Origin of the sequence: Qipengyuania xiapuensis (assembly GCF_019711395.1) — a bacterium.
Lineage (GTDB): Bacteria > Pseudomonadota > Alphaproteobacteria > Sphingomonadales > Sphingomonadaceae > Qipengyuania > Qipengyuania xiapuensis.
On the sequence record NZ_JAIGNL010000001.1, the window covers coordinates 1,605,678 to 1,631,481 of the forward strand.

30 protein-coding genes are annotated in these 25,804 nt (G+C 62.2%); 5 read left to right on the top strand and 25 right to left on the bottom strand.

The features are described 5' to 3' along the window. Position 1: 1 nt before the first annotated feature. The 21 genes from K3163_RS08135 to ndhC are packed head-to-tail and all read right to left on the bottom strand — an operon-like array spanning position 2 to position 17,954. Positions 2-724: a biotin--[acetyl-CoA-carboxylase] ligase gene (locus K3163_RS08135; protein WP_221553758.1), complete on the bottom strand. Its 723-nt coding sequence runs from the start codon at positions 722-724 to the stop codon at positions 2-4. Then, entirely contained in the window at positions 721-2,175 is a 1,455-nt protein-coding gene (gene nuoN / locus K3163_RS08140; RefSeq protein WP_221553759.1) for an NADH-quinone oxidoreductase subunit NuoN, read from the bottom strand. Before nuoN ends, K3163_RS08135 begins: the two co-directional genes overlap by 4 nt. Continuing rightward, entirely contained in the window at positions 2,175-3,719 is a 1,545-nt protein-coding gene (locus K3163_RS08145; protein ID WP_221428378.1) for an NADH-quinone oxidoreductase subunit M, read from the bottom strand. Before K3163_RS08145 ends, nuoN begins: the two co-directional genes overlap by 1 nt. After that, positions 3,719-5,713, bottom strand: coding sequence for an NADH-quinone oxidoreductase subunit L (gene nuoL / locus K3163_RS08150; protein ID WP_221553760.1), 1,995 nt, complete (start codon positions 5,711-5,713; stop codon positions 3,719-3,721). Before nuoL ends, K3163_RS08145 begins: the two co-directional genes overlap by 1 nt. Positions 5,714-5,719: 6 nt before the next feature. Further along, on the bottom strand, positions 5,720-6,025 hold the full coding sequence (gene nuoK, locus K3163_RS08155) for an NADH-quinone oxidoreductase subunit NuoK (protein ID WP_221428376.1): 306 nt from the start codon (positions 6,023-6,025) through the stop codon (positions 5,720-5,722). Further along, positions 6,022-6,642 (bottom strand): NADH-quinone oxidoreductase subunit J, encoded by a 621-nt coding sequence (locus K3163_RS08160; RefSeq protein WP_221553761.1) that lies wholly within the window; start codon positions 6,640-6,642, stop codon positions 6,022-6,024. The genes nuoK and K3163_RS08160 overlap by 4 nt, the downstream gene beginning before the upstream one ends. 27 nt (positions 6,643-6,669) lie before the next feature. Further along, a complete protein-coding gene (gene nuoI / locus K3163_RS08165) occupies positions 6,670-7,158 on the bottom strand; it encodes an NADH-quinone oxidoreductase subunit NuoI (RefSeq protein WP_221553762.1) in 489 nt (162 codons plus the stop codon). After that, positions 7,155-7,640 (bottom strand): hypothetical protein, encoded by a 486-nt coding sequence (locus K3163_RS08170; protein ID WP_221553763.1) that lies wholly within the window; start codon positions 7,638-7,640, stop codon positions 7,155-7,157. The genes nuoI and K3163_RS08170 overlap by 4 nt, the downstream gene beginning before the upstream one ends. Then, positions 7,637-8,689, bottom strand: coding sequence for an NADH-quinone oxidoreductase subunit NuoH (gene nuoH / locus K3163_RS08175; protein WP_221553764.1), 1,053 nt, complete (start codon positions 8,687-8,689; stop codon positions 7,637-7,639). The genes K3163_RS08170 and nuoH overlap by 4 nt, the downstream gene beginning before the upstream one ends. Then, on the bottom strand, positions 8,686-10,680 hold the full coding sequence (gene nuoG / locus K3163_RS08180; RefSeq protein WP_221553765.1) for an NADH-quinone oxidoreductase subunit NuoG: 1,995 nt from the start codon (positions 10,678-10,680) through the stop codon (positions 8,686-8,688). Before nuoG ends, nuoH begins: the two co-directional genes overlap by 4 nt. Further along, entirely contained in the window at positions 10,673-11,455 is a 783-nt protein-coding gene (locus tag K3163_RS08185; protein WP_221553766.1) for a hypothetical protein, read from the bottom strand. The genes nuoG and K3163_RS08185 overlap by 8 nt, the downstream gene beginning before the upstream one ends. Beyond that, positions 11,452-12,090 carry a hypothetical protein gene (locus K3163_RS08190; RefSeq protein ID WP_221553767.1) on the bottom strand — a complete coding sequence of 213 codons (639 nt, stop codon included), beginning with the start codon at positions 12,088-12,090 and terminating at the stop codon, positions 11,452-11,454. Before K3163_RS08190 ends, K3163_RS08185 begins: the two co-directional genes overlap by 4 nt. Then, positions 12,087-13,379: an NADH-quinone oxidoreductase subunit NuoF gene (gene nuoF / locus K3163_RS08195; RefSeq protein ID WP_221553768.1), complete on the bottom strand. Its 1,293-nt coding sequence runs from the start codon at positions 13,377-13,379 to the stop codon at positions 12,087-12,089. The genes K3163_RS08190 and nuoF overlap by 4 nt, the downstream gene beginning before the upstream one ends. Beyond that, positions 13,379-13,522 carry a hypothetical protein gene (locus K3163_RS08200; RefSeq protein WP_221553769.1) on the bottom strand — a complete coding sequence of 48 codons (144 nt, stop codon included), beginning with the start codon at positions 13,520-13,522 and terminating at the stop codon, positions 13,379-13,381. The genes nuoF and K3163_RS08200 overlap by 1 nt, the downstream gene beginning before the upstream one ends. Beyond that, positions 13,519-14,190 (bottom strand): complex I 24 kDa subunit family protein, encoded by a 672-nt coding sequence (locus K3163_RS08205; protein ID WP_221428368.1) that lies wholly within the window; start codon positions 14,188-14,190, stop codon positions 13,519-13,521. Before K3163_RS08205 ends, K3163_RS08200 begins: the two co-directional genes overlap by 4 nt. Further along, a complete protein-coding gene (locus tag K3163_RS08210) occupies positions 14,190-15,407 on the bottom strand; it encodes an NADH-quinone oxidoreductase subunit D (protein ID WP_221428367.1) in 1,218 nt (405 codons plus the stop codon). The genes K3163_RS08205 and K3163_RS08210 overlap by 1 nt, the downstream gene beginning before the upstream one ends. Beyond that, on the bottom strand, positions 15,404-15,952 hold the full coding sequence (locus K3163_RS08215; protein WP_221553770.1) for a hypothetical protein: 549 nt from the start codon (positions 15,950-15,952) through the stop codon (positions 15,404-15,406). The genes K3163_RS08210 and K3163_RS08215 overlap by 4 nt, the downstream gene beginning before the upstream one ends. Continuing rightward, positions 15,949-16,800, bottom strand: a complete 852-nt coding sequence (locus K3163_RS08220) for an NADH-quinone oxidoreductase subunit C (RefSeq protein WP_221553771.1) — start codon at positions 16,798-16,800, stop codon at positions 15,949-15,951. The genes K3163_RS08215 and K3163_RS08220 overlap by 4 nt, the downstream gene beginning before the upstream one ends. Further along, the gene (locus K3163_RS08225; RefSeq protein WP_221428364.1) at positions 16,800-17,003 is read right to left on the bottom strand and encodes a hypothetical protein; all 204 of its coding nucleotides are present in this window, start codon (positions 17,001-17,003) and stop codon (positions 16,800-16,802) included. Before K3163_RS08225 ends, K3163_RS08220 begins: the two co-directional genes overlap by 1 nt. After that, the gene (locus K3163_RS08230) at positions 17,000-17,566 is read right to left on the bottom strand and encodes a NuoB/complex I 20 kDa subunit family protein (RefSeq protein ID WP_244922144.1); all 567 of its coding nucleotides are present in this window, start codon (positions 17,564-17,566) and stop codon (positions 17,000-17,002) included. Before K3163_RS08230 ends, K3163_RS08225 begins: the two co-directional genes overlap by 4 nt. A gap of 13 nt (positions 17,567-17,579) precedes the next feature. Beyond that, positions 17,580-17,954, bottom strand: coding sequence for an NADH-quinone oxidoreductase subunit A (gene ndhC, locus K3163_RS08235; RefSeq protein ID WP_221428363.1), 375 nt, complete (start codon positions 17,952-17,954; stop codon positions 17,580-17,582). Positions 17,955-18,125: 171 nt separating this feature from the next. Here ndhC and K3163_RS08240 point away from each other — a divergent pair, with 171 nt between their 5' ends. Further along, positions 18,126-18,608: a YbjN domain-containing protein gene (locus tag K3163_RS08240; protein WP_221428362.1), complete on the top strand. Its 483-nt coding sequence runs from the start codon at positions 18,126-18,128 to the stop codon at positions 18,606-18,608. Positions 18,609-18,614: 6 nt separating this feature from the next. Here the strand turns inward: K3163_RS08240 and K3163_RS08245 are convergent, their stop codons facing one another. Together K3163_RS08245 and K3163_RS08250 are read right to left on the bottom strand one after the other, a co-directional pair. Continuing rightward, positions 18,615-19,877 (bottom strand): SMP-30/gluconolactonase/LRE family protein, encoded by a 1,263-nt coding sequence (locus tag K3163_RS08245; protein ID WP_221553772.1) that lies wholly within the window; start codon positions 19,875-19,877, stop codon positions 18,615-18,617. Further along, the gene (locus K3163_RS08250) at positions 19,877-21,307 is read right to left on the bottom strand and encodes a coniferyl aldehyde dehydrogenase (RefSeq protein ID WP_221553773.1); all 1,431 of its coding nucleotides are present in this window, start codon (positions 21,305-21,307) and stop codon (positions 19,877-19,879) included. Before K3163_RS08250 ends, K3163_RS08245 begins: the two co-directional genes overlap by 1 nt. Positions 21,308-21,396: 89 nt before the next feature. On the opposite strand from K3163_RS08250, the gene K3163_RS08255 reads away from it, so the two are divergent. Together K3163_RS08255 and K3163_RS08260 are read left to right on the top strand one after the other, a co-directional pair. Beyond that, the gene (locus tag K3163_RS08255) at positions 21,397-22,593 is read left to right on the top strand and encodes a thiolase family protein (protein ID WP_221553774.1); all 1,197 of its coding nucleotides are present in this window, start codon (positions 21,397-21,399) and stop codon (positions 22,591-22,593) included. A gap of 55 nt (positions 22,594-22,648) precedes the next feature. Then, the gene (locus tag K3163_RS08260) at positions 22,649-23,044 is read left to right on the top strand and encodes a hypothetical protein (RefSeq protein WP_221553775.1); all 396 of its coding nucleotides are present in this window, start codon (positions 22,649-22,651) and stop codon (positions 23,042-23,044) included. A 48-nt stretch (positions 23,045-23,092) separates the two neighbouring features. Here the strand turns inward: K3163_RS08260 and K3163_RS08265 are convergent, their stop codons facing one another. Next, positions 23,093-23,560, bottom strand: a complete 468-nt coding sequence (locus K3163_RS08265) for an SH3 domain-containing protein (RefSeq protein ID WP_221553776.1) — start codon at positions 23,558-23,560, stop codon at positions 23,093-23,095. Positions 23,561-23,646: 86 nt separating this feature from the next. Here K3163_RS08265 and K3163_RS08270 point away from each other — a divergent pair, with 86 nt between their 5' ends. Together K3163_RS08270 and K3163_RS08275 are read left to right on the top strand one after the other, a co-directional pair. Beyond that, positions 23,647-24,672 (top strand): 2-hydroxyacid dehydrogenase, encoded by a 1,026-nt coding sequence (locus K3163_RS08270; RefSeq protein WP_221553777.1) that lies wholly within the window; start codon positions 23,647-23,649, stop codon positions 24,670-24,672. Positions 24,673-24,714: 42 nt separating this feature from the next. Next, positions 24,715-25,143, top strand: coding sequence for a nuclear transport factor 2 family protein (locus K3163_RS08275; RefSeq protein ID WP_221428355.1), 429 nt, complete (start codon positions 24,715-24,717; stop codon positions 25,141-25,143). On the opposite strand, the gene K3163_RS08280 is transcribed toward K3163_RS08275, so the two are convergent. Continuing rightward, the gene (locus K3163_RS08280; protein ID WP_247712491.1) at positions 25,140-25,703 is read right to left on the bottom strand and encodes an esterase/lipase family protein; all 564 of its coding nucleotides are present in this window, start codon (positions 25,701-25,703) and stop codon (positions 25,140-25,142) included. The two genes, K3163_RS08275 and K3163_RS08280, sit on opposite strands and share 4 nt — an antisense overlap. Between the last annotated feature and the right edge of the window lie 101 nt (positions 25,704-25,804).

Sequence of the window (25,804 nt, forward strand, 5' to 3'; positions counted from 1 at the left end):
CTCAGCCCTCCTCTTCCGCAAGCATCACGTCTCCGGCATGGATGACACGCTCCTCGCCTCCCGCCAAGCGAAGACGCAAGGCGCCCGCTTCGGTCAATCCAGCGAATGCGCCCGATATAGGCTCCTCACCCGGCGGATGGACATTGAGCGGGGTGCCATGCGCATGCGCAATGCTTTCCCAGCGGCGTACCAGCGGGTCGAGGCCGTAGGTACGCCAGCGCTCGAGCTCACGGTCGAAGCCGCTGGCCAACGAACTGGCAAAGGTGTCGCGATCAGGAGCCGGTCCGTATGACGACAAGGCCACCGTTCGACGATCTGGCAAGTCAGGAGCCGCGGCGAGATTCACGCCGATGCCGACAATGATCGCATCGCCCTCCCGCTCGAGCAGGATCCCGGCAAGCTTCGCACCGCCCAGCATGAGATCGTTGGGCCATTTCAGTGACAGATTGCCCGGCGTCGAGATGAGCGGAACCACGGCCTCGTAGAGAGCCACACCTGCCAGCAAAGCCAGGCTCGAGGGCGCGGGATCGCGTTCATGCGGCCGGACGATAGTCGACCCCATGAAATTGCCGTGACCGTCGAACCAGGTGCGGCCCTGCCTACCCCGCCCCGCCGTCTGGCGGTCGGCGACGAGCCAGTACCCCTCACCCAGGGCTTCGCCCGCGCGCAATCGCGCGGCGAGGTCCGCATTGGTGCTGCCGGTTTCTGGGACCGTGTGGATCAAGCGCCCAGGAACAGCGCCTGCGCTGCCGCATCCGCCGCTGTGCCGAGCCAAGGCGTCAGCAGGTAGCCGAGGGGCGAAACGATCAGGACACACAGGCCGAGAACGACCCAGTGCGATACCGGCGCCTTGGCAGGTGCTTCGCCTTTCGCCTCATCGAAGAACATCACCTTGACGAACTTGATGTAGTAGAAGGCGCCGATCACGCTGGCAGCGATACCGATGGCGGCCAGAGCGATCATGTCTGCCTGGACAGCGGCCTGGAAGACGACGAACTTGCCCCAGAAGCCGAACAGCGGCGGAATGCCGGCGAGGCTGAACATGAGCGCAAGCAGGCACCACGCGAGTGCCGGGCTGCGCGTGGCAAGACCGCTGATGTCGTCGAAGGTCGCAAGGGGCTGGCCGTCTGCATCGCGCAGCATGAGCAGGGCAACGAAGCTGCCGATGGTCATGAAGACGTAGATGAACAGGTAGACCAGCACACCCGAAATGCCGGCAGCAGTTGCCGCTGCAAGACCGATCAGGATGAAGCCGACATTGTTGATCGACGAGTATGCGAGCAGTCGCTTGAGGTTCTGTTGGCCGATCGCGCCGAGAGCACCCACTACGATCGACGCGAGCGCCGCGAAGATCACGATCTGCTGCCATGCTTCGACCTGGCCACCGAAGGGCGAGGTCACCATGCGCACCATCATCGCGACAGCGGCTACCTTGGGCGCACTGGCGAAGAATGCGGTGACCGGCGTCGGCGCGCCTTCATAGACGTCGGGCGTCCACATGTGGAACGGAACGGCGGCGATCTTGAAGGCCATACCCGCCAGCACGAACACGACGCCGAACATCGCGCCGGTCGCGAAATCGGCAGTGAATGCCGCGCGGATGCCGTCGTAGCTGGTGGTGCCGGAGAAGCCGTAGACGAGGCTCACACCGTAAAGAATGATGCCCGAGGCGAGGCCGCCGAGAATGAAGTACTTGAGGCCTGCTTCGCTGGACTTCTCGTCCTTGCGCGCGAAGCTGGCGAGCACGTAGCTCGAGAGGCTCGAAAGCTCGAGACCGACATAGAGCGCCATCAGGTCGACGGCGGAAACCATGATGCCCATGCCCACCGCATTGAACAGCAGCAGCACTGCATATTCACCGCGGTAGCCACCCCGTCCCTCGAAATAGCGGGGCGCAACGATCAGGCAGGCAATGGTCGCAAGATAGATCAGCGTCTTTGCGAAGAGCGCGAAGCCATCGACCCGGAGAAGGCCTCCGAATGCTTCTGCCGGGACGCCGCCATTGGGCAGCGACACCGAGAAGATCAGCGCGCCGAACAGTGCAGCGACAGCGGCGATGGTGACGCCGCGCACGGCCTTGGCGCCGGTCCATGCCGTCACGAGCAGGAGGACAAGCGCGACGACCGAAAGGCCGATCTCGGCGGCGGTCAGGTGAAGCGAAGCTGCGTAGTCCATCAGTGCGCTCCTTCCTTGTCGCCATCGTACTCGACGTAATTGGCGGCCGTTTCACGCGGCGTGCCTACGGCGAGTTCGCTGTCGTAATGCGGGGCAACGCTGGCAAGGCGGGCTTCGAGCGAAGCAATGTCTTGGCGCATGGGTGCAAGGAAGCTTTCCGGATAGACGCCCATCCACAGCACTGCGGCCGCGATCGGGGCGAGCATGGCCCATTCACGGGCATTGAGGTCGGGCATGGCTGCGGCATCGGCGTTCTTCTGCTCGCCAAATGCCACGCGGCGATAAAGGTACAGCATGTAGGCGGCACCGAGGATGATACCCGTCGTGCAGACCAGCGTCACGAAGGTCGAGACCTCGTAGATACCGGCCAGAGCCAGGAATTCGCCGACGAAGTTGCTGGTCCCCGGCAGGCCGATCGAGGCCATGGTGAACAGCAGGAAGAACAGTGCGTACTTCGGCATGTTGATCGACAGGCCGCCGTAGCGCGCGATCTCGCGGGTGTGCAGGCGGTCGTAGATAACGCCGACGCACAGGAAGAGAGCGCCCGAGACGAGCCCGTGGCCGAGCATGACCATCATCGCGCCTTCGAGCCCCTGCACATTGAAGGCGAACAGGCCGACGGTCACGATCGCCATGTGGGCAACCGAGGAATAAGCGATCAGCTTCTTCATGTCTTCCTGCACCAGCGCGACGAGCGATGTGTAGATCACCGCTACCATCGACAGGCCGAAGACCAGCCAGGCCAGATCGGCACTCGCGTCGGGGAACATGGGCAGGCTGAAGCGGATGAAGCCATAGCCACCGAGTTTCAGCAGGACGCCGGCGAGGATAACCGAACCGGCAGTCGGTGCCTGGACGTGGGCGTCGGGCAGCCAGGTGTGAACCGGCCACATGGGCATCTTCACTGCGAAGCTGGCGAAGAATGCGAGCCACAGCCAGAACTGCGCGCCGACCGGGAAGTCGTACTGCATCAGCACCGGGATGCTCGACGTGCCCGCCTCGTTCACCATCCACAGCATCGCGATCAGCATCAGGACCGAGCCGAGCAGCGTGTAGAGGAAGAACTTATACGAAGCGTAGATGCGGTTATCGCCGCCCCACACACCGATGATCAGGTACATCGGGATCAGGCCGGCCTCGAAGAAAATGTAGAACAGGAACAGGTCCTGTGCGGCGAAAACGCCGATCATCAGCACTTCCATGAGCAGGAAGGCGCTCATGTATTCGCCGACGCGCTTGCTGATCGAATCCCAGCTGGCGAGGATGCAGATCGGCATCAGGAAGACGCTGAGCATGATCAGCATCAGCGCAATGCCGTCGATGCCGAGAGCGTATTCGAACCCGGCGAAGAGCTGCAGGTTCTCCTGGAACTGCCACTGGGCGCCGCCGATGTCGTAATTGATCCACAGCATCACGCCGAGCGCGAGGTCGATCAGCGTTGCGAACAGCGCGGTCATGCGCGCGGCAGGCGCGTCGAGGAACAGGCAGGCGATGGCCGCGATCAGCGGCACGGCGAGCATGAGCGAGAGGATGGGGAATTCCATCAGAAGAGCACCCAGGTGACAGCGGCGACGAGCCCGAGGAGCATCACCAGCGCATAGCTATAGAGATATCCGGTCTGGAACTTCTTGGCACCGACGGCGCCCTTCTCGACGACCCAGGCAACCCCGTTCGGACCGAAGCGGTCGATGGTGCCAATGTCGCCGAGTTTCCAGAACTGGCGGCCCAGCCAGAAGGCAGGGACGACGAAGAGGTAGTGGTAGAGCTCGTCGAAATACCACTTGTTGTAGAAGAAGCGGTAGATCGGTCCGAGCTGCTCGGCTGCCTTTCCGGGGATCGTGGTGTCCTTGATGTAGGCCAGCCACGCCACGAACAGGCCGATCAGCATGACCACGAAGGCAGCATACTTCACCCAGTAGGGCACTGCATGCATACGGTGGATCAGGTCTTCGTTGTAGAAGATCGAACCGTTCCAAAATGCTTCGCTGTCGAGGAAGGTCGGCGCGAACAGCTGGCCTGCCAGCACGGCACCGATCGACAGCACCCCGAGCGGAATCAGCATGGAAAGCGGGCTTTCGTGCGGGTGATAACCACCCGTCGTGTCTTCGCCGGCCTCTTCCGGTGTCTTGTGAACCGAGTGCTGGATGTGCTCGCTCTGGATCCAGCGCGGCTTGCCCCAGAAGGTGAGGAACATCAGGCGCCAGCTGTAGAAGCTGGTCAGCAAGGCGGCGAGCGTACCCATCCAGAAGGCGAAGTTGCCGAGCTCGGTACCGCGGCCATAGGCCACTTCGAGGATCGCATCCTTCGACCAGAAGCCGGCAAAGCCTGCACCGAGGTGATAGATACCGACACCGGTGATCGCCAGGGTACCGGCCATCATCGCCCAGAAGGTGAGCGGGATTTCCTTACGCAGACCGCCGTAATAGCGCATGTCCTGCTCGTGGTGCATCGCGTGGATGACCGAGCCTGCACCCAGGAACAGAAGCGCCTTGAAGAAGGCGTGCGTAAACAGGTGGAACATGGCTGCGCCATAAGCACCCACACCTGCTGCGAAGAACATGTAGCCCAGCTGCGAACAGGTCGAATAGGCGATGACGCGCTTGATGTCCCACTGCGTCGTGCCGACGGTAGCGGCAAAGATACAGGTGGCCGCACCGATGAAGGTCACGAGGCCGAGCGCGACGGGTGCCGTCTCGAACATCGGCGACAGGCGAACCACCATGAACACGCCCGCGGTCACCATGGTCGCGGCATGGATCAGCGCCGAAACCGGCGTCGGGCCTTCCATCGCGTCCGGCAGCCAGGTGTGCAGGCCGAGCTGTGCCGACTTACCCATCGCGCCGATGAACAGGAGGATGCACAGGATATCCATCGTGTGCACGCGCATGCCGAGGAAGCCGATTGTCGCACCGCTCATGCCCGGGGCTGCTTCGAGGATCTCGGGGATCGATACCGTGCCGAAAACCAGGAAGGTGCCGAAGATACCGAGCATGAAGCCGAGATCGCCTACGCGGTTGACGACGAAGGCCTTGATCGCGGCGGCGTTCGCGCTGGGCTTCTTGAACCAGAAACCGATCAGCAGGTAGCTGGCGAGACCCACGCCTTCCCAACCGAAGAACATCTGCACGAGGTTGTCGGCGGTCACCAGCATGAGCATGGCGAAGGTGAAGAGCGAGAGGTAGGCGAAGAACCGCGGCTGGTCCGGGTCTTCCTCCATATAGCCCCAGCTGTAGAGGTGGACGAGCGCCGAGACGGTGTTGATCACCACCAGCATGACTGCAGTGAGCGTATCGACACGCAGTGCCCAGTCGAAGGCGAGATCGCCCGACTGCACCCAGGTGAGGACCGGAACGACGGTCGCTTCGGCGCTGCCGGTCACGAAGCCGAGGAAGATCGGCCAGCTCAGCAGCGCGCTGACGAACAGCGCGCCGGTCGTGATCGACTTGGCGAAGACGCTCGGTGCGCTCTTGTTGACGAGACCTGCAACGATGCTGGCAAGCAGCGGCAGGAAGACGATGGCGAGGATCTGGGCTTGCACTGGTGCCTATCCCTTCATCTGGTTCGCATCGTCGACCGCGATGGTGCCGCGGCCACGGAAGTAGATCATGAGGATGGCGAGACCGATGGCTGCCTCAGCCGCAGCAACGGTCAGGATGAACATCGCGAAGACCTGGCCGACCAGGTCGCCGAGGAAGGCGCTGAACGCGACCATGTTGATGTTCACCGCGAGCAGGATGAGCTCGATGGCCATCAGGATGATGATGATGTTCTTCCGGTTCAGGAAGATGCCGAGAACGCCGAGCACGAACAGCAGCGTGCTCACGACGACATAGTGTTCGATGCCGATCACAGCTCGACCCCCTTGCCCACTTCGGGCTGTTTCATGACGGTAGCCTCGTCGGGATTGCGGCGGACCTGCTTGCCAATGTCCTGCTGCCCGCGCTTCGACTTGGAAGGACGGTGCGTCAGGACGATCGCACCGATCATGGCGACCAGCAGGATGATGCCCGCGATTTCGAACAGGAAGATGTACTTCGAATATAGCAACGCGCCGATGGCGGCGGTGTTGCTCTCGACCATGGCAGGAGCATCGCTCGCCGCCGCCGTACCGAGGTCGATTGCCCCGGCCTGGTAGGCGCCGATGCCGAGGACCAGCTCGGCAAGCAGGATGAGCGCGATCGCGATACCCAGCGGGAAGTTCTTCATGAAGCCGGCGCGCATTGCGGCGACATCGATGTCGAGCATCATCACCACGAAGAGGAACAGCACGGCGACTGCGCCGACGTAAACGATGACCAGCAGCATCGCGATGAACTCGGCACCGACGAGCACCATGAGGCCTGCCGCGTTGAAGAACGCGAGGATGAGCCACAGCACCGAGTGCACGGGATTGCGCGCCGTGATTACCATCACGGCCGATGCAATCATGAGCACCGCGAAGAGATAGAAGGCGAAAGTCTGGATCATAATGCCCCGGTTTCGGTTGCGGCGCGGTTAGCGATAGGGTGCGTCGGCTTCAAGGTTCGCGGCGATTGCCCGCTCCCACTTGTCACCATTCGCGAGCAGCTTGGCCTTGTCGTAAAGCAGCTCTTCGCGGGTTTCGGTTGCATATTCGAAGTTCGGACCCTCGACGATGGCATCGACCGGGCATGCTTCCTGGCAGAAGCCGCAGTAGATGCACTTGGTCATGTCGATGTCGTAGCGCGTGGTGCGGCGGCTGCCGTCCTCGCGCGGCTCGCTCTCGATCGTGATCGCCTGCGCCGGGCAGACGGCCTCGCACAGCTTGCAGGCGATGCAGCGTTCTTCACCGTTGGGATAACGGCGCAGCGCATGCTCGCCGCGGAAGCGCGGGCTGAGCGGGTTCTTTTCGAACGGATAGTTGATCGTCACCTTGGGCTTGAAGAAGTACTTCAGCGTGAGGGCGTGCGCCTTCACGAACTCCCAGAGGGTGAACGATTTGATGAAGTGGGTGACCGCGCTCATTGCTTCACCTCGGCCTTCTTGCATGTGCCTAGCATCACCATCTGGAATATCTCGCGGGTGTCGTCCTGCTGTTTCACCGACCCCATGGGGACCAGTGAGAAACTCGCCTTCTTGGCATTGATATCGGAAATCTCGACCATCGCTCCGCAGCCAAGCTCAGTGAAAAGGCAATTGCCTTCTTTGCTGGTCGAAAACGCAAACTGTCCAGGCGCCAGCGGAGTTGCATCATACTCACCACCAACGCCTACAGCATCCATGATCCCGGGATCGTGCGAAACCTTCAACGAACCCTCTTCATCACCTGGCCCGACGATGAACTTCCACTTGAAGACATCGCGTTGGTCGCGCGCGACATCGCTCGCGTTGTAGGACCATTTGCCATCATCGCTCATCAAGAGGATCTGCTTTTCGGCGACACAGTCGTATTCGGCCGCCGCCGAGCCAGTGAGAACCGAAGCCAGAATTAGTGCTGCGCCGATCATCCGTAATGCCCCGTCGCCATGAGGTAACCGGAAATGAGGACAACGAAGAGCAGACTGATCGGAAGGAAGACCTTCCAGCCCAGGCGCATCAGCTGGTCGTAGCGGTAGCGCGGTACGGTCGCCATGACCCAGCTGAACATGAAGAAGAAGAAGAAGGTCTTCAGCAGCAGCCAGACGATGCCCGGGATGTCGAACCAGGGGATCAGGTCGATGTTCAGCGGCGGCAGCCAGCCCCCGAAAAACAGGATGGCGTTGAGCATGCACATCAGCAGGATGTTGGCGTATTCACCCAGCCAGAAGAGCGCGAAGCTCATCGAGCTGTACTCGGTCTGGTAGCCGGCAACAAGCTCGCTCTCCGCCTCGGTGAGGTCGAACGGCACGCGCTGCGTCTCTGCGAGGCAGGAGATGAAGAACATCACCCACATCGGGAAGAGCAGCAGGTTGAAGACGTAGCCGTTGACGATGCCGAAGCCATGGCCTTCCTGGGCCATCACGATTTCGCTCAGGTTGAAGGTGCCCGCGTAAAGCACCACGCAGACCAGGATGAAGCCGATGGAGACTTCGTAGCTGATCATCTGCGCCGATGCGCGCATGGCCGAGAAGAACGGATACTTCGAGTTCGAAGCCCAGCCCGCCATGATGACGCCGTAAACCGACAACGAACTGATCGCGAGGATGTAGAGCAGGCCGACATTGATGTCTGCCAGAACCATACCTGCGTCGAAAGGAATCACCGCCCAGGCAGCCAGTGCGACGGTGAACGTCACGATCGGCGCGAGAATGAAGATGCCCTTGTTGGCAGCGCTCGGGATGATCGTTTCCTGCAGGAAGACCTTCAGGCCGTCCGCGAACGACTGCAGCAGGCCGAAAGGACCGACCACGTTGGGGCCGCGGCGCAGGTTGATCGCTGCCCAGACCTTGCGGTCGACATAGATGATCATTGCCACTGCAAGCATGAGCGGCAGTGCAATGAGCAGGATACCGGCGAGCGTCGCCAGGCCCCAGGCCCATTCGTAGCTCATGCCGAGGGATTGGAAGAATTCGGTCATTCTGCGGCCTCCGCCAGCTCGCCGCCGTGGAGCAGTTCGCTCGAGCAACGCTGCATCACCTCGCTCGCGCGGGCGATCGGATTGGTCAGGTAGAAATCCTTGATCGGATAGGCGCTCATCGTGCCTTCGGCCTTCGCATTGGCATCGGCTTTCGGCAGCGCGCCATAGTCAGCCAGCCCCTCTTCGCCCAGTGCTGGCACTTCGGCGATCATCGCAGCCTGAAGCTGCGCGAAGCTGTCGAAACCGACTTCGACCTTCAGCGCATCGGCAAGCGCACGAAGGATGGTCCAGTCCTCGCGGGCGTCGCCCGGTGCGAAAACGGCCTTCTCTGCAAACTGCACGCGGCCCTCGGTATTGACGTAGGTTCCGTCCTTCTCGGCATAGCTGGCTGCCGGCAGGATGATATCCGCAGCATGCGCACCGCGATCGCCGTGATGGCCGATGTAGACCTTCAGCGCGTCGGCGAAGGGTTCGAAGTTCATTTCGTCCGCGCCGAGGCTGAGGACGACCTTGGGGCTCGCCTTGGCGATATCCGCCATGCCGCCCTTCTGGGCGAAACCGAGCATCAGGCCGCCCATGCGGGCAGCAGAGAAGTGCAGCACGTTGAAGTCTGCGCCCCAATCGCTTGCCAGCGCGAGCGCCTTGGCATGGGCACCCTTGAGCGCGCCGCCGCCGACGATGACCGCACCGCGATCTGCGTCCTTGAAGGCATCGGCGATTTCGCCCGGCAGGTCGTTGAGAACGCCCAGATCTTCACCAAGGAATTCAGCCGGATAGGTGGTATCCCACTTGGGACCGACCACGAAGACCTTCGCGCCGCGCTTCACCGCCTTGCGAATACGCACGTTCACGAGCGGTGCTTCCCAGCGGATGTGGCTGCCGACGATCAAAATCGCCTTGGCGTGCTCGAGACCTTCGAAGGTCGAATTGAAGTTGACGGCAGCGAGGTTCGAGACGTCGTAGTCCATGCCGGTCTGGCGTCCCTCGATCAGGGTCGAACCGCAGGCCTTCAGCAAGGACTTGGCGGCGAACATCGTCTCGCAATCGACCATGTCACCGGCGACGGCGGCAATGCTCGACTTGTCGGACTTGAGCTGCTTCGCGATAGCCTTGAAGGCATCGTCCCAGCTTGCCTGCTGGAGCTTGCCCCGCTTGCGCATGAAGACCTTGTCGAGGCGGCGCTTGGACAGGCCGTCCACCATGTAGCGGCCCTTGTCCGACAGCCATTCCTCGTTGACCGCATCGTTGACGCGCGGAAGCGCACGCATGACTTCGCGGCCGCGGCTGTCGAGGCGGATGTTCGCGCCGACCGCGTCAGACACGTCGATGCTGAGCGTCTTCTTGAGTTCCCAGGGACGCGCTTCGAAAGCGTAGGGGCGCGACGTGAGCGCACCGACCGGACACAGGTCGATCACGTTGGCCGACAGCTCGTGTTCGGCTGCCTGTTCCAGATAGGTCGTGATCTGCATGTCTTCGCCACGGCCCACCGCGCCGATTTCGTCCACGCCGGCGATTTCCTCGCTGAAGCGCACACAGCGCGTGCAGTGGATGCAGCGGGTCATGACCGTCTTGATCAGCGGGCCCATGTACTTCTCGGTCACGGCGCGCTTGTTTTCGTCGTAGCGCGTCGCGCCGCGACCATATGCGACCGACTGGTCCTGCAGGTCGCACTCGCCGCCCTGGTCACAGATCGGGCAATCGAGCGGGTGGTTGATCAGGAGGAATTCCATCACGCCTTCGCGCGCGGTCTTCACCATTTCGCTGTCGGTGCGGATTTCCTGACCTTCGGTAGCCGGCAGGGCACAGCTGGCCTGCGGCTTCGGCGGTCCAGGCTTCACTTCGACAAGACACATGCGGCAGTTGCCGGCGATCGACAGCCGCTCGTGATAGCAGAAGCGCGGGATTTCCTTACCCGCAAGCTCGCAGGCCTGAAGGACGGTTGCGCCCTCAGGTACCTCGAGTTCCTGGCCGTCTACTGTGACCTTAGGCATCGTCGTCCTTCGTTTCTTCTTCAACGGCGGCGACCGGCGCGGTCGGGCCGTAATGCATGCGCGCCCACAGGCCGTCTGCGACGACCGTGCGCACCATGGAGGTAGAGATTTCTGCGTCGGCGATGTCTTCGCCCGCACACTTCACAAGCGCGGGGGAAAGCGCATCGATCGCTTCATTTTCGTCGTCTGAACCGGGCCGGCTGCGGAGCAGCGCGTCCGAACTCGCCGTGCCATGCCTGACAATGCAATCCGAAAGCTTCGCCGTGGACACTGCACCCGGGTGGCGACCGGTCGCATAATACCGGTTCTCGAGATATTCGGGCGCATCGGCCGGCAGCGCCAGCGGATCGTCCTGGTCCATCAGGTAGACCTCTTCCGCCATCAGGTTGCGCAGGGTGCGCAGCGGCATGGTCATCCTGATCGACAGGGTACGGAACTTTGCCGCGCGACCCAGGCAATCGGCCACGTCGAGTTCCTTGAACATGCCATCGGCATCGAGATCTTCGACCTTGTAGAAGTCGATCCGCATGGTGTCGCTGTTGGCGAGCAGCTCGCGCGAAAGGTCCTTGTTGCGGTACACCACGCAGCGCGCGACCGACTTCTGCATGAGACGCGTATCGGTAACGTTCGGCGATTCCGCCTTGCGCTTGAAGCGCGTACCGATCTTCTGCTCGTCACCGCGCTCGTAGCGCTCCTGCGACTGTGCCGATGCCGGCGTCGCCATCGGCGCCGCCAGTGCCATCGAGCCGAATATCAGGGCTGCGACCCTCATCATGTTTCCGTCTCCCCCTCGTTCGCTGCCACGAGCAGCCTGTAACTGGCAGTGGCCAGCATCGAGCGCATACCGAACGGCGATGCTTCAAGAGCAGCGCCGCGCGTGCATGCGGCCGAAACCGGCTGCAAATCTGCCAGAGCTTGGAGTTCCTCGCCCGAGTTGATCTCGGTGTCGAAGAGGATTGCGACCAGATGCGGTGCACCTCGCGCCATGCACTGGGCAATGGCATCGGTACGGGAATAGGTGGGAACTTCGCCTGCCAGTGCCGCCATCGAAAGGCGCTGCAGCAGCGGCTCGTCGTCCTGTTCGATGATACGCTCTGCCAGACCACCAGCGAACGGCAGGCCGCCCAGCTCGATCTTGCGATAGGCACGCGGCATCGCGTTGAAGCATTCGGAAGACACGCGTGCCTTCGAAAGCTTGCCCATGAGCGTGCGGTAGTCGCTCGAACGGAAGTCCAGCGACAGCATTTCGCGAACTTCCTCGCCGCGCTCGTCCGCGATACACGCAGTCCACGCTTCCACCGCCGCCCGCTGCTTCGAGACATCGGTCTCGTTCTCGCGCGAGCGGGTCTGTGCATGCGCAGAAGTCGCAGCAACAGCCGCAAGGGCAATGGAAGCGATCAAGCGCTTCATTCGGCAGCCTCGGCGAACTTGGCGTTATGCTCTTCGATCCGGCGTTCGAGCTCGGGACGGAAGTGGCGGATAAGGCCCTGGATCGGCCAAGCAGCCGCATCGCCGAGCGCGCAGATGGTGTGGCCCTCGACCTGCTTGGTGACCTGCTGCAGCATGTCGATTTCCTCGATCGCGGCATCGCCGGTGCGCAGGCGCTCCATCATGCGCCACATCCAGCCCGTGCCTTCGCGGCAGGGAGTGCATTGGCCGCAGCTCTCGTGCTTGTAGAAGTAGCTCAGGCGGGAAATAGCGCGGACGATGTCGGTCGACTTGTCCATCACGATGACACCGGCCGTGCCAAGGCCCGAACCAAGGTCCTTGAGACCGTCGAAATCCATCGGCGCGTCCCAGATCTGCTCTGCCGGAACCAGCGGGACCGACGAACCGCCCGGGATCACGGCGAGGAGGTTGTCCTTGCCGCCGATGATGCCGCCGCAGTGCTTTTCGATCAGCTCGCTGAACGGGATCGAGAGCGCTTCCTCGACCACGCAGGGCTTGTTCACATGGCCGCTGATCTGGAAGAGCTTGGTGCCCTTGTTGTTCTCGCGGCCGAAGCTTGCGAACCAGCTCGCGCCGCGGCGCAGGATGGTCGGGACAACAGCGATCGATTCCACGTTGTTGACCGTGGTCGGGCAGCCGTAGAGGCCTGCACCTGCCGGGAACGGCGGCTTAAGGCGCGGCTGGCCCTTCTTGCCCTCGAGGCTTTCGATCATCGCGGTTTCTTCACCGCAGATGTAAGCGCCCGCACCGCGGTGCAGGAATACGTCGAAGTCGTAACCCGATTTCGAGGCGTTCTTGCCGATCAGGCCGGCGTCGTAAGCCTCGTCGATGGCAGCCTGGAGCGTCTGCGCCTCGCGGATGTATTCGCCGCGAATGTAGATGTAGGCCGCCCTTGCCCGCATGGCGTAACCGGCAACCAGCGCGCCTTCGATCAGCTTGTGCGGATCGTGGCGGATGATTTCGCGGTCCTTGCAGGAGCCAGGCTCGGATTCGTCGGCGTTGATGACGAGGAAGCTCGGACGACCGTCCTTGCTTTCCTTGGGCATGAACGACCACTTGAGGCCGGTCGGGAAGCCCGCACCACCACGCCCGCGAAGGCCCGAGGCTTTCACTTCTTCGATGATGTTATCGTGACCGCGCGCGATCAGCGACTTGGTGTCGTCCCAGTCGCCGCGCTGCTGCGCTGCCTTCAGGCCCCAGTCCTGGAAGCCGTAAAGGTTGGTGAAAATGCGATCCTTGTCGGCGAGCATCAGAGAACCCCTCCGAATACGAAAATAGCAGCCGCGATGAGGATCACGACCAGGGCGATCGTCTTCACGATGCCCTTGAAGACCTTCCATGCGATCACGACCGCGATCAGCGCGAGGACGATGGTGAGCCAGTCGTAGCTCATGACCATTCACCCCGGTAATCGTGGTTTTCTTCGGTCATTTTCTCGAGCGAACTCAGCGCATTGGCCGGTTCGCTGGTGTGACGGCCCGGCTCCTGGGTGCCGGCCTTGGGCTGCTCGCCCTTCGCCAGCGCATCGAGAATGGTGTCGAGACGCTCGGGCGTGAGGTCCTCGTAATTGTCGTCGTTGATCTGGACCATCGGCGCGGTGGCGCAGTTGCCCATGCACTCGACTTCGGTAAGCGTCCAAAGGCCGTCTTCGGAGACTTCGCCCTTCTTCATGCCGCGCTTCTTGCAGGTCTCGAACAGGCCGTCCGAACCGCGAAGCATGCACGGCGTCGTGCCGCAGACCTGCACGTGGTACTTACCCACCGGCTTCATGTTGTACATGAAGTAGAAGCTGGCGACCTCGAGCACGCGGATGACCGGCATGTCGAGATAATCGGCGACATATTCGATCACCGGAAGCGGCAGCCAGCCCTGCGTATCGGTTTCCTCACCGACCTGGCGCTGGGCAAGGTCGAGCAGCGGCATCACCGCCGAGCGCTGGCGCCCTTCGGGATAGCGTGCGATCGCCTTGTCCGCCTTCGCGCGGTAGGCTTCGTTGAACTCGAAGCCGCCCCAGCGCTCGCGCAGCTCGGGGGTATCGGGTGCGGGATTACGGTCGGCCATTAGCGGTCGCACTCCCCGAAGACGACGTCGATTGCGCCGAGAATGGCGGTTGCGTCGGGCAGCATGTGTCCCTTGCTCATCATGTCCATTGCCTGGAGGTGGCTGAAGGCCGTCGGGCGGATCTTGCAGCGGTAGGGTTTGTTGGAGCCGTCGCTGACGAGATAGACGCCGAATTCGCCCTTGGGGCTTTCGGTGGCGACATAGACCTCGCCCGCGGGCACGTGGAAGCCCTCGGTATAGAGCTTGAAGTGGTGGATCAGCGCTTCCATCGACTGCTTCATCTCGCCGCGCTTGGGCGGATAGACCTTGCGGTCGGTGCTCGAGACAGGACCCGAAGGCATGTCTCGAAGGCACTGCTTGATGATCTTGGCGCTTTCGTAAACTTCCTTCACGCGCACCACGAAGCGGTCGTAGCAGTCCGAATTGGTACCGACGGGAATGTCGAATTCCATGCGCTCGTAAACGTCATAGGGCTGCGACTTGCGCAGGTCCCACGGGATGCCGGCCGCGCGGATCATCGGGCCCGAAAAGCCCCATGCCAGCGCATCGTCCTTCGAGACGACCGCGATATCGACATTGCGCTGCTTGAAGATGCGGTTGTCGAGCACGAGGCTCATCGCATCGCCGAACAGCTCGGGCAGGCGCGTGTCGATCCACTCGCCGATGTCGACCAGCAGCTTCTCGGGCACGTCCTGGTGGACGCCGCCCGGACGCAGCCACGCGTGGTGCATGCGCGCGCCGGACATGCGCTCGAAGAAGTTCATGCAGTCTTCGCGCAGTTCGAACACCCACAGGTTCGGGGTCATCGCACCGACGTCCATGACGTGCGCGCCGATGTTGAGCATGTGGTTGCAGATGCGGGTCAGCTCGGCGAACAGCACGCGCAGGTACTGGCCACGCTCGGGCACTTCGACGTTCAGCAGCTTCTCGATCGCGAGGACGTAGCTGTATTCCTGCGCCAGCGGCGAGCAGTAGTCGAGGCGGTCGAAATACGGCAGCGCCTGCAGGTAGGTCTTGTGCTCGATCAGCTTTTCGGTGCCGCGATGCAGCAGGCCGACGTGCGGATCGATACGCTCGATGATCTCGCCGTCGAGCTCCATGACCATGCGCAGCACGCCGTGTGCTGCCGGGTGCTGGGGCCCGAAGTTGATCGTGTAATTGGTGATCGTCTCGTCGCCGGTGGTGGGCGACTCTTCGAGTTGAAGCCCGTTGCTCATGCGCAGATCCAATTGCCGGAGTAGTTTTGCTGGTTGCCCGTGGCATCGCTGACCGCGACGCGCGCGGGGCGGCTCTGAGCCTCACCTGCAGCAGGCGCTACCTGGACGGTGAACCCTTCGCCGGTGAATGTCGTGCCACCCTTGATTGCAGCGAGGCCGCCGGGGCCCGCATCAGCCATGACCAGCTGATTGCCGACGCGCACGACGGCTTTGCCCGGGAGGGTGGGCTCGTTCATGCCGACCGCGATGATCAGTTCCTGCTCGTCCACCATGAAGGTGCAGCCACCTTGACGCGGCCCGAGATTGACGCCGCCGACATCGCCGAGACGCTGCAGCTGCGTGAGATCGACGCCGACCGGGGGAGTGTCGGTCGCGAAATTGGGAGCGTTCGGATCGGGCTGCGACGGATCGAGCGTCGCCGAGGCACCGGGAGCGCCGCTGCCGATACGATCGGCAAACTCGTCCGCACTTTCCTGCGGTGCCGGCTCGCTGGAGCAGGCTGCAAGGGCCAGAGCCGAGAGGGAGAGAATGGCGAGACGCATCATTCCGCGTCACCCTTCTTCGGCTCGGTGGCCTCGGCCGTGTCGGTGGTCTTGCCCTTGCGCTTGGCGCGTGCAGGCTGGTCTTCGGTCGGCTCGGGAGCAGGCGCTTCCGCGTCGGAATCCTTCTCGGCAGGAGCAGCGTCGCTCACCTTTTCGGCGGCCTTTTCGTCTGCCTTGGCACCGGCACCGGTCTGCTTGGGGCTTTCGGTGACCTTGGGATCGTCGATCAGCGGCATGTCCGCCTTCTCGTCGCCCGGAAGCACGTAGTCGGCACCTTCCCAGGGGCTCATGAAATCGAACTGGCGCAAGTCCTGCGCAAGCTTGACCGGCTCGTAGACGACGCGCTTCTGGTCTTCCGAATAGCGCAGCTCGACATAGCCGGTGAGCGGGAAATCCTTGCGGAAGGGATGCCCTTCGAAACCGTAGTCAGTCAGGATACGGCGCAGGTCGGTGTTACCGTCGAACAGCACGCCGTACATGTCGAACACTTCGCGCTCGAGCCATCCGGCATTGGGCCACAGCGTGGTGACGGTCGGCACGGGCGTGTCTTCGGACGCCGTGCACTTGACCATGATGCGGCTGTTCTTGGTGACCGAAAGCAGCATGTAGACGACTTCGAACCGTTCGGCGCGCGACGGATAGTCGACACCGGCGATTTCCATGAGCTGCTGGTACTCGAAGTCGTCGCGCAGGATGCGCAGCGCATCCTCGATGCTGGCACGATGCACGGTGAACAGCAGTTCGCCATGCTCCTCGTGAGCTTCGACCAGGTGATCGCCGAGCGCCTTGGACACAGTGCCCTTGAGCCCGTCGATCAGCGTGAAGCGGGGTGCGGAATGGAGCACACTCATCAGACGAGTTCACCCTTCTTCGTGATATTGCCAACAACCAGTTCGTCGACCTCGAGACGCTTGATGCGGGCCGAGCCGACCGACACGCGACCCAGCACGAGACGGCCGATCGCTACTGCGCCGACTGCCAGCGCACCGGTCGCCATCGCACCGAGTGCGAAAGCGCCGAGCTTGCGGCCGGAGGCTGGAACCAGTTCGCTCATCGCTCGATCGTCCCCGACCGGCGGATCTTACGCTGGAGCTGCATCACGCCGTAGAGCAGCGCTTCGGCTGTCGGCGGGCACCCGGGAACGTAGATGTCGACGGGCACGATGCGATCGCAGCCACGAACGACGCTGTAGCTGTAGTGATAGTAGCCGCCGCCGTTGGCGCAGCTGCCCATCGAGATGACGTATTTCGGCTCCGACATCTGGTCGTAGACCTTGCGCAGAGCAGGCGCCATCTTGTTGCACAGCGTACCGGCGACGATCATCACGTCGCTCTGGCGCGGGGATGCACGCGGTGCGACACCGAAACGCTCCATGTCGTAGCGCGGCATGTTCACGTGGATCATTTCGACCGCGCAGCAGGCAAGGCCGAAGGTCATCCACCACAGCGAACCGGTGCGGGCCCACTGGAACAGGTCTTCGGTGCTGGTGACGAGGAAGCCCTTGTCGTTCACCTCGGTCTGAAGCGCGTTGAAATAGTCCTGGTCGGGCTGGCGCACCTCACCTGGTTGCGCAGTCGGCTGGATCAGCGCGTCGCGGCCGTGCGGCGAAGAAGTCATCTGCTGGCTCATATCAGTCCCACTCCAGGGCGCCCATCTTCCACTCATAGGCAAGGCCGATCGCCAGGATGAGGAGGAAGATGACCATGGAAATCCATCCCACCCAGCCCGTCACATCCAGGCTGACAGCCCAGGGGAAGAGGAACGAGGCTTCGAGATCGAACAGCAGGAACGAGATCGCGACGAGATAGAAGCGAACATCGAACTGGCTGCGGGAGTCGTCGAAGGCGGGAAATCCGCATTCATATTCACTGAGCTTCTCTGCGTCCGGCGCATGGGCACCGGTCAGTCGCGAAACGCCCATCGGCAGGAACACGAAGAGCGCCGAAAGACCTGCAGCGATGAACAGGAAGATCAGGATCGGAAGATATTGTTCGAGGTCGACCACGTATGATTCCGTCTGGGTGGGGTTCGGGGGTCGCCTCTAGGCCTCTAGCCAAGCCGGTGCAAGGGGCTGGCGCGGCGAGTTTCCCGTGAATTTTACAATCCAAGTTGAACTCCGGTTAACACCTTGCCAGCATGGGACAACGGGATTCACCTAAGGGGGCTAGTTTCCAGAATGTTCAAACACGCAATTACCGGCGCCATCGGTGCCGCCGCATTCCTCGCAGCCACGCCGCTGGCTGCACAGAATATCACTGCAGATCTCGATCAGATTGCGGGGCTCCTCAAGGAAGAGGGTTACCAGGCCAAGATCGACGAAAGCGAAGGCCAGCGCTGGATCGAAAGCGGCATGTCCGGCTACACCTACCTGATCCTGCCGTTCGGCTGCAACGATGCCGGAGAAGACTGCAAGTCGGTCCAGTTCTACGTTTCCTTCGTGCCGCAGACGAAGCCGACGCTGGAGGAAATGAACACCTATGCCGCCGAAAACCGTTTCGGCCGCGTCTACCTGGACAATGACGGTGATCCGGTAATCGAAATGGATATCGATCTCGAAGCCGGTGGCATGTCGAAGGAGCTCTTTATCGACAATCTCGCCTATTGGGACGCAATCATGGTCGCGTTCGGCGATTTCGCGTTCAGCAAGGACCCGGAATAAGTCCGGCTAATCGGCAAGGGGGAGCCGGCGGACCTGGGTTGGTTCGGGCTGCTTCCCCTCGCCCAGCTGCCCGGCGACATATTTATCCCACTGACCGTTGCCGATGTAATAGAGCGCCTCGCGGCCCAGATAGCCGCTCAGCGGCTCGGTCCATTGAGTGTGTGCCATTTCCAGGATGCGGTGTCCGACCACCCTTGTGCCGTCATCGGACAGCTCGAATTGCGAAATCCGCATCGGGCTGGTGCCGTTCTGGATCGCAACCAGAGAATTTCCGCGCCGGAAAAGCGCGTCGGTTCCGTCGAGAATTACCGGAACGTCTGCACTTAGACGCGACACCTTGCGTGTTGCCAGATCTACTATCGCAATGCCGTAGCGATAATCGCTGATGTAAAGTTGCTTGCCGTCTGCGCTGGTCGCAAGGCCTTGAGGAGAACGAAGTGTTCCGGGCTCCAGCAAGGTTTCCATGGCCTCGCGTTCGGGCCCCAGGAAATAGACCCCTCCGTTGAGCGGGTCGCTCGCATACAGTGTCCCATCGATCGCGCGATGAAGATCTGACAGTACGACATTGTCGGGTGCCGCCACCCGTGGCCCTTCCGGTCCCTTCAGAACCGACATCAGTCCCGCAAAATACGCCACATCGTCGTCGGACTGATCGACATTTCCCGATGCGACCCAGATATCGCCCGACGCGTTGTCGTAAACAATACCGGTCAAATTATCGGCGCCGACCAATTCGACCTGCCGCCAGGCACCGTCCGGCGTAGTGCCCCAGAGCGAACGCGTGGCGATCGAGGTGACGGCTATCCGCCCCTCCTCGACATCGACCAGCACGCTTTCGACCAGCCCTGCCTCGGCGGGCACTGTCCAGGCGACTTCACTATTCTCGACTGGTTCGGGCGCAGCAAGAAGCAGAGCGGCGGCATCCGCGGCGAATTCCTCGCCGATCAGCTTGGGTATCTGTCTCCGCGCCGCCTCGCTGAAGACGTAACCGCGCTCATTGAGCCAGTTCAGCGTATCCAGCACCAAAGCGTCCTCGCCCGCCTGCAACTGGGCGTTGAGCAGGCGCAGTTTCACGCTGCTGCTATCCGGGAAAGCCTCGGACAAGGCCGTCAGGCCGGCAACATCGGCGATCTTGCCGGTTTCGCCATCGACCGGTCGCCAGTCCGCAAGCGACTGCACCGGCGCCGATACGGAAGCAATCTCGTCATCGTCCACGGCGCACCCGCCAGCGACGAGCGAGAGCGCGAGCGCCGCGAGCGATGCCCGCATCACTTCATCATCGTCTTGACGGCTTTCTCGGTTGCGGAGCCATAGGGAGGCTTGAAGCCGCCCAGCTTGGCCACATCGATCTTCGGCTGGGTGTAAACGCTGCGAGCGTGGCTGAACTCGCGGAAGCCCTCGACGCCGTGATAGCTGCCCATGCCCGAGGGGCCCACGCCGCCGAATGGAAGGTCCTCCATCGAAACATGGAAGATCACGTCGTTGACAGTCACGCCGCCGCTGATCGTCCTGGTGAGCACCTTCTCGCGCTCGTCGCTGTCGCTACCGAAATAGTAGAGACCCAGCGGACGATCGTTTTCGTTCACGTATGAGATCGCCTCGTCGATGTGCGCGTAGGTCTTCACCGGGAGGACCGGACCGAAGATCTCTTCCTGCATCGCCTTCATGTCGTCGGTCACGCCTTTGAGGATCGTGAGCGGCATCTTGCGCGCATTGCTGCTGGAGAAGTCCTCGTTCCCCGGATTGACCTCGATCACCTCCGCACCCTTGTCGCGCGCATCGGCGACCATGTCCTGAAGCCGGTCGAAGTGGCGGTCGCTGACGAGGCTGGCGTAGTCGTCATTCTCGAGCAGCGTCGGATACATGTTGGCCGTGCCCTGCCAGACACCGTGGATCGCCTCGTCCTGCTTGCTCTCGGGCACGTACATATAGTCCGGTGCGAGGCAGATCTGGCCGGCATTCATCATCTTGCCCATGGCGATACGCTCGCCCGCAGCGGAGAAGTCCGCGCTCTCGCCCATGAACACCGGGCTCTTGCCCCCGAGCTCGAGCGTGACCGGCACGAGGTTTTTCGAAGCAGCTTCCATCACCTTGCGACCAGTAGCGGTAGAGCCCGTGAAGACGAGGTGATCGAAGGGCAACTCGGAGAACGCAGCCGCAACTTCGGGACCACCGGTGAAGACCGCACATTCGTCCGGCGTGAAGTACTCCGCCACCAGTTCCTGCATCATCAGGCTGGTCTTGGCAGTAAATTCGGACGGCTTGATCATCGCGCGGTTGCCGGCGGCGAAAATCTGCATCAGCGGGCCGAAGGTCAAATTGACCGGGAAATTCCACGGGCTGAGGATGCCGACGACGCCTTTCGGTTCATAGCGAACCTCGGCTTTCGCCCCGAGCAGGCCGAGCGGGAACTGGACGCTACGCCGCTCGGGCCTGGACCACTTGTCCATGTGCTTGATGCAATACTTCCCGAAGTTCACTGTCCCAGCGATGTCGGTGATCATCGACTGCATGGGCGAGCGGTTGCCGAAATCGGCGCTCATCACCTTGCACAGGTCATCACCGTGATCCTTGAGCAGCTGCATCGCACGCTTGATACGGTCGCGGCGGGCGGAAAGCGGTTCCGGCCGCAGCTGCGTGTGGATTGCACGCTGTTTGCGAAGCACCTCTTCCATTTCCATCTTGCGATCGTCCGCCATCGTATTCTCCCATGGTCTATGTTGCGCTGCAGCGCTTCGCATCCTATCTCGGCGCGCAGATATTCCAGACTACAAGGACCAGCACAAGCATGTCTCAGTTCAGCGCAGCCGACCCCGTCGTCATCCTGTCCTACGCCCGCACGCCCATGGGCAGCATGCAGGGTGCCCTTGCCGACGTATCGGCAACCGATCTCGGGGCGACTGCGGTGAAGGCGGCTGTCGAGCGTTCGGGCGTTCCGGCCGACAAGTTCGATCGCACCTACATGGGCTGCGTCCTTCCCGCCGGCCTCGGCCAGGCCCCCGCCCGCCAGGCATCGATCAAGGCCGGCCTGCCGAAATCGGTCCAGGCGACCACGGTGAACAAGGTTTGCGGCAGCGGCATGCAGACCGTCATCATGGGCGCCGAGGCGCTTGCCAGCGGCACGACCGACTATGTCGTTGCCGGCGGCATGGAGAGCATGACCAACGCCCCCTACTTGCTCAAGAAGCACCGCAGCGGCGCGCGCATCGGTCATGACACTGCATATGACCACATGTTCCTCGACGGGCTGGAAGACGCCTACGAAGAAGGCCGCGCGATGGGCACTTTCGCGCAGGACACTGCCAACGAATACCAGCTCACGCGTGAGCAGATGGACGACTACTCGATCGAATCGCTGCGCCGCGCCAATGCGGCCATCGAGAGCGGCGCATTCGCGGACGAAGTGGTCGGTGTGACCTTCGCCACCCGCAAGGGCGATGTGACCGTCGATACCGACGAGGCACCCGGCCGCGGCAATCCCGACAAGATCCCCCAGCTGCGCCCTGCCTTCGCCAAGGACGGCACGATCACCGCTGCGACTTCGTCCTCGATCTCGGACGGTGCGGCTGCTGTCGTGCTCACCCGCGAAAGCGTTGCCAAGGCCAATGGCCAGGAACCGGTCGCCAAGATCGTCGCCATGGCCGCCCATGCGCAGGAGCCGAGCGAATTCACCGTGGCTCCGGTCGGCGCCATCAACAAGGTTCTCGAGAAGGCCGGCTGGTCGGCTGACGATGTCGACCTGTGGGAAGTGAACGAAGCCTTCGCCTGCGTCGCCATGTTCGCGATGCGCGACATCGGCATCCCGCACGAGAAGATCAACGTCAACGGCGGCGGCACTGCGCTCGGCCACCCGATCGGTGCCAGCGGGACGCGGATCATCGTGACGCTGCTCAATGCTCTCAAGTCGCAGGGCAAGAAGCGCGGTGTTGCCAGCCTCTGCATTGGCGGCGGCGAGGCAACTGCGGTGGCGGTCGAACTCGTCTGATTTCTTTCGGACCCTTCCCCGCACCTCTGGCGTTGGTGCGGGGAAAGGGGAAAGAATGATGAAAAATCTAATGATCCTTGCCGCTTGCGGCGCGCTGGCGGCATGCGGTTCGAACGAGGCCGAAGCGCCGGAACCGATCGAAACCGATGTCGCCGTGACCGACACGGCCACGGCCGAGCAGGTTGCCGGTACTTACGAAGTGACCATGGAAGACGGCACGGTCGTCCGCCAGCAGGTCAATGCCGATGGCACCTATGTCGACACCGACCTCGAAGGAAATGTGACCGAAAGCGGCAGCTGGCGCCAGGCAGGCGACCAGCTTTGCTATGATCCCGATGGCGCGGATGGCGAGACCTGCTGGACCGGCGGAGCCCCCGGTCCGGACGGCACGTTCGAGGCGACCACGGCCGACGGAAGCGTGACGACTACGGTTCGCCGCATCGAAGGCTGATCAAGCCGGAATAGAATGACTGGGAGGGCGGCCTTGCGGTCGCCCTTTTTATGGCTCGCCCGCGCCCCAGAGCCGGTTCTGCAAGACCCAGCCACTGCGATTCCCGACGCTGAATTCGCACCAGTTGCCGTCGCAATCGCCAAGTGCGCCCACGACGCCCGGCTCGAGCCGCCACTTGATGGCACCGCGCGCTGAAGGCTCTGCCCTCAGCGCCGATTCACCTTCGCCGACGACCAAGGCACCGCGCGCCGGGTTGAGCTGTCGCTGCGCCACCCAACCCTGTGTCCCGTCGGGGTCCTGGATCAGCCGCCACCCTTCCATGACGCGCACTACCTTCACGGGCAGGCCCTTGCGGCGGTAAACCCAGTCGATCTTGTATTCCTGGCTCGGGCCAACGCGCATATTGGTTTCGTCATACCGGATCGTTGCCCAATACGGCACTTCGCGGTCCTGTGCCTGGGCGGGAACCGAGACTGCGGCAAGAGCCAGCAAAGCGAATGAAATCCGAAGAACCATAACCCCTCACGGTGTAATTGCGGCGAGCCATCCCATCAAGCGCCGCTTGACCCCTCCAATGCGAAAAGCGTAGCGCAGGAGATAGTATGGAAACGACGCCGACTACCTCCGCCATTCCCGAGAAGCGCCTCGACCGGACGCCGCGCGTCGTCGTCACGAGACGTCTCGGCCCCGTTGTCGAAGACCGCATGGGCGATCTCTTCGAGGTCAGCCTTAATGCGACCGACCTTCCCCTTACCCGGGAACAACTGATCGAGGCCATGCAGGATTGCGACGTCCTCGTTCCCACGGTCACCGACCGGATCGACGCGGAATTGATCGAAAAGGCCGGGGACAACCTGCGCCTGATCGCCAATTTCGGCGCGGGGACGGAGCATATCGATCTCAAGGCCGCAGCGGCTCGCAACATCATGGTCACCAACACGCCGGGCGTCTTTACCGACGACACGGCAGATATCACCATGGCGGGCATCATCGGCGTCCCTCGCCGGGTGCGCGAAGGTGTCGAGTTGATCAGGAGCGGAGAGTGGACCGGCTGGGCGCCCACCGCGATGCTGGGACGCAAGCTGGGTGGCAAAGTGCTGGGTATCGTCGGCATGGGCCGCATCGGCCAGGCAGTCGCGCATCGTGCGCGCGCCTTCGGTCTCCAGATTGCGTATCACAATCGCAAGCGCCTACCCGAAGCCATCGAACGCATGTTCGCTGCCACTTTCGTCGAAAATCTCGATGACCTCGTGGCTCAGGCCGACATCCTAACTCTGCATTGCCCGTCCAGCCCGAATACCCGGCACATCATCGATGCGCGCAGGATCGGGCTGATGAAGGAAGGGGCAAGCCTCATCAACACGGCCCGCGGCGATCTCGTCGATCAGGAAGCACTGATCGCGGCGCTTGAAACCGGTCATCTCGCCGGCGCCGGGCTCGACGTTTATCCCGACGAACCCAATGTCGACCGCCGCCTGATCGGACATCCCAACGTGATGACCCTGCCCCACATCGGGAGTGCGACGCGCGAAGGTCGCGAGGAATCGGGAATGAAAGTGATCGCCAACATCCGCATGTGGGCCGACGGTCACCGCCCGCCCGACCAGGTTCTCAGCGGTCTCGACTAACGGCCTTGCCCACCGCACCACAAGGTGTAAGCGGTTTAGCCCATGGACGAATTCTCAGCCAAGATCGAAGCTCTCGAGCACCTCTGGATGCGCAGCTGGGTGCAGCGCGACCGCAATCAGATGAAAGCCCTCGCTTCGGGTGATTTCATCTTCCTGCTCGGCTCGAAGACACCCGCGATCCTCGACCGGGCCAGCTGGCTTGAAGCCTCGACCACGCGTTTCCGCTGCTCCGGCTATCGCTTCAATGAAGTCTACGTCCGGCGCCACGGCAATATCGCCGTTTTCGCCACCCACATGACACTCGATGCCACCCTCGGCGACCATGACTGGTCGGGTGATACCTGGCTGATGGACCTGTGGCACAAGTCGAAGATCCGCCGGAAATGGCGCATCGTCGAGCGCACGCTTTCGCGTCCCGATACCGACGAGAAGATGCCGGGCGAAATCCGCTCGATGCAGCTCTGGCGTTAGGCGGTATCGATTACTGACAGACGGTTGCCCAAGGTTTCTACGACCTTCCTGATCGACCGTCTCGAACAGCCCAGTTCGAAGTGCCTGAACGGCAGTTCCACCGCCTCGTCACGTTCCGTTTCCGTGCCTCGTGCGCTTGCCGGGGAGACAATGCCGTCGACCGGAGACCAGAAGGCGATCGTATAGGCTCTCGGCTTGACCGCGGGATCATCCGGTAGCGGCGGAGAATGCACGTTGTGGTCGGCAATCATCTCGTAGATGCGCCACGCGTTATTCGCCCTCCGATCACCTGAAAAAGGCGTTCCGAGCGTCGCCACCAATTTCACTTTCGAGGGGTGGCGCTGCGCCAACACACGCGCATAGAAACCGCCTAGGCTCCAACCGAGAAGGACGGCTTTCTTGCCCTCCGCCTGTACCATGCGATCGAGCATGGCTTCGAGCGACGCGAACTTAGCCCGCGAAATCGTCAGGTTGCGACCAAGCGATGCAGGGTAAGTATGGAAACCAGCCTCGGACAAGGAATTGCGCAGGAGTGCGGTCGAACCGTCACCCGATGCCATCCCCGGAAGGACCAATACCGGACGTCCGTTTCCAATAGGCTCCGTAGGCTCAGGCTTTCGGAAAGGAGCAACGGCAATTTTCGGTAAGGCCAGCGGTTCCG

Excerpts from the sequence above, each read along its gene's own strand:
- nuoN (WP_221553759.1), bottom strand. The coding sequence starts at position 2,175 with ATGGACTACGCAGCTTCGCTTCACCTGACCGCCGCCGAGATCGGCCTT.
- K3163_RS08145 (WP_221428378.1), bottom strand. The coding sequence starts at position 3,719 with ATGGAATTCCCCATCCTCTCGCTCATGCTCGCCGTGCCGCTGATCGCG.
- K3163_RS08160 (WP_221553761.1), bottom strand. The coding sequence starts at position 6,642 with ATGATCCAGACTTTCGCCTTCTATCTCTTCGCGGTGCTCATGATTGCA.
- nuoI (WP_221553762.1), bottom strand. The coding sequence starts at position 7,158 with ATGAGCGCGGTCACCCACTTCATCAAATCGTTCACCCTCTGGGAGTTC.
- K3163_RS08170 (WP_221553763.1), bottom strand. The coding sequence starts at position 7,640 with ATGATCGGCGCAGCACTAATTCTGGCTTCGGTTCTCACTGGCTCGGCG.
- nuoH (WP_221553764.1), bottom strand. The coding sequence starts at position 8,689 with ATGACCGAATTCTTCCAATCCCTCGGCATGAGCTACGAATGGGCCTGG.
- nuoG (WP_221553765.1), bottom strand. The coding sequence starts at position 10,680 with ATGCCTAAGGTCACAGTAGACGGCCAGGAACTCGAGGTACCTGAGGGC.
- K3163_RS08185 (WP_221553766.1), bottom strand. The coding sequence starts at position 11,455 with ATGATGAGGGTCGCAGCCCTGATATTCGGCTCGATGGCACTGGCGGCG.
- K3163_RS08190 (WP_221553767.1), bottom strand. The coding sequence starts at position 12,090 with ATGAAGCGCTTGATCGCTTCCATTGCCCTTGCGGCTGTTGCTGCGACT.
- nuoF (WP_221553768.1), bottom strand. The coding sequence starts at position 13,379 with ATGCTCGCCGACAAGGATCGCATTTTCACCAACCTTTACGGCTTCCAG.
- K3163_RS08200 (WP_221553769.1), bottom strand. The coding sequence starts at position 13,522 with ATGAGCTACGACTGGCTCACCATCGTCCTCGCGCTGATCGCGGTCGTG.
- K3163_RS08205 (WP_221428368.1), bottom strand. The coding sequence starts at position 14,190 with ATGGCCGACCGTAATCCCGCACCCGATACCCCCGAGCTGCGCGAGCGC.
- K3163_RS08210 (WP_221428367.1), bottom strand. The coding sequence starts at position 15,407 with ATGAGCAACGGGCTTCAACTCGAAGAGTCGCCCACCACCGGCGACGAG.
- K3163_RS08215 (WP_221553770.1), bottom strand. The coding sequence starts at position 15,952 with ATGATGCGTCTCGCCATTCTCTCCCTCTCGGCTCTGGCCCTTGCAGCC.
- K3163_RS08220 (WP_221553771.1), bottom strand. The coding sequence starts at position 16,800 with ATGAGTGTGCTCCATTCCGCACCCCGCTTCACGCTGATCGACGGGCTC.
- K3163_RS08225 (WP_221428364.1), bottom strand. The coding sequence starts at position 17,003 with ATGAGCGAACTGGTTCCAGCCTCCGGCCGCAAGCTCGGCGCTTTCGCA.
- K3163_RS08230 (WP_244922144.1), bottom strand. The coding sequence starts at position 17,566 with ATGACTTCTTCGCCGCACGGCCGCGACGCGCTGATCCAGCCGACTGCG.
- K3163_RS08240 (WP_221428362.1), top strand. The coding sequence starts at position 18,126 with ATGTTCAAACACGCAATTACCGGCGCCATCGGTGCCGCCGCATTCCTC.
- K3163_RS08245 (WP_221553772.1), bottom strand. The coding sequence starts at position 19,877 with ATGCGGGCATCGCTCGCGGCGCTCGCGCTCTCGCTCGTCGCTGGCGGG.
- K3163_RS08250 (WP_221553773.1), bottom strand. The coding sequence starts at position 21,307 with ATGGCGGACGATCGCAAGATGGAAATGGAAGAGGTGCTTCGCAAACAG.
- K3163_RS08255 (WP_221553774.1), top strand. The coding sequence starts at position 21,397 with ATGTCTCAGTTCAGCGCAGCCGACCCCGTCGTCATCCTGTCCTACGCC.
- K3163_RS08260 (WP_221553775.1), top strand. The coding sequence starts at position 22,649 with ATGATGAAAAATCTAATGATCCTTGCCGCTTGCGGCGCGCTGGCGGCA.
- K3163_RS08265 (WP_221553776.1), bottom strand. The coding sequence starts at position 23,560 with ATGGTTCTTCGGATTTCATTCGCTTTGCTGGCTCTTGCCGCAGTCTCG.
- K3163_RS08270 (WP_221553777.1), top strand. The coding sequence starts at position 23,647 with ATGGAAACGACGCCGACTACCTCCGCCATTCCCGAGAAGCGCCTCGAC.
- K3163_RS08275 (WP_221428355.1), top strand. The coding sequence starts at position 24,715 with ATGGACGAATTCTCAGCCAAGATCGAAGCTCTCGAGCACCTCTGGATG.
- K3163_RS08280 (WP_247712491.1), bottom strand. The coding sequence starts at position 25,703 with ATGGCATCGGGTGACGGTTCGACCGCACTCCTGCGCAATTCCTTGTCC.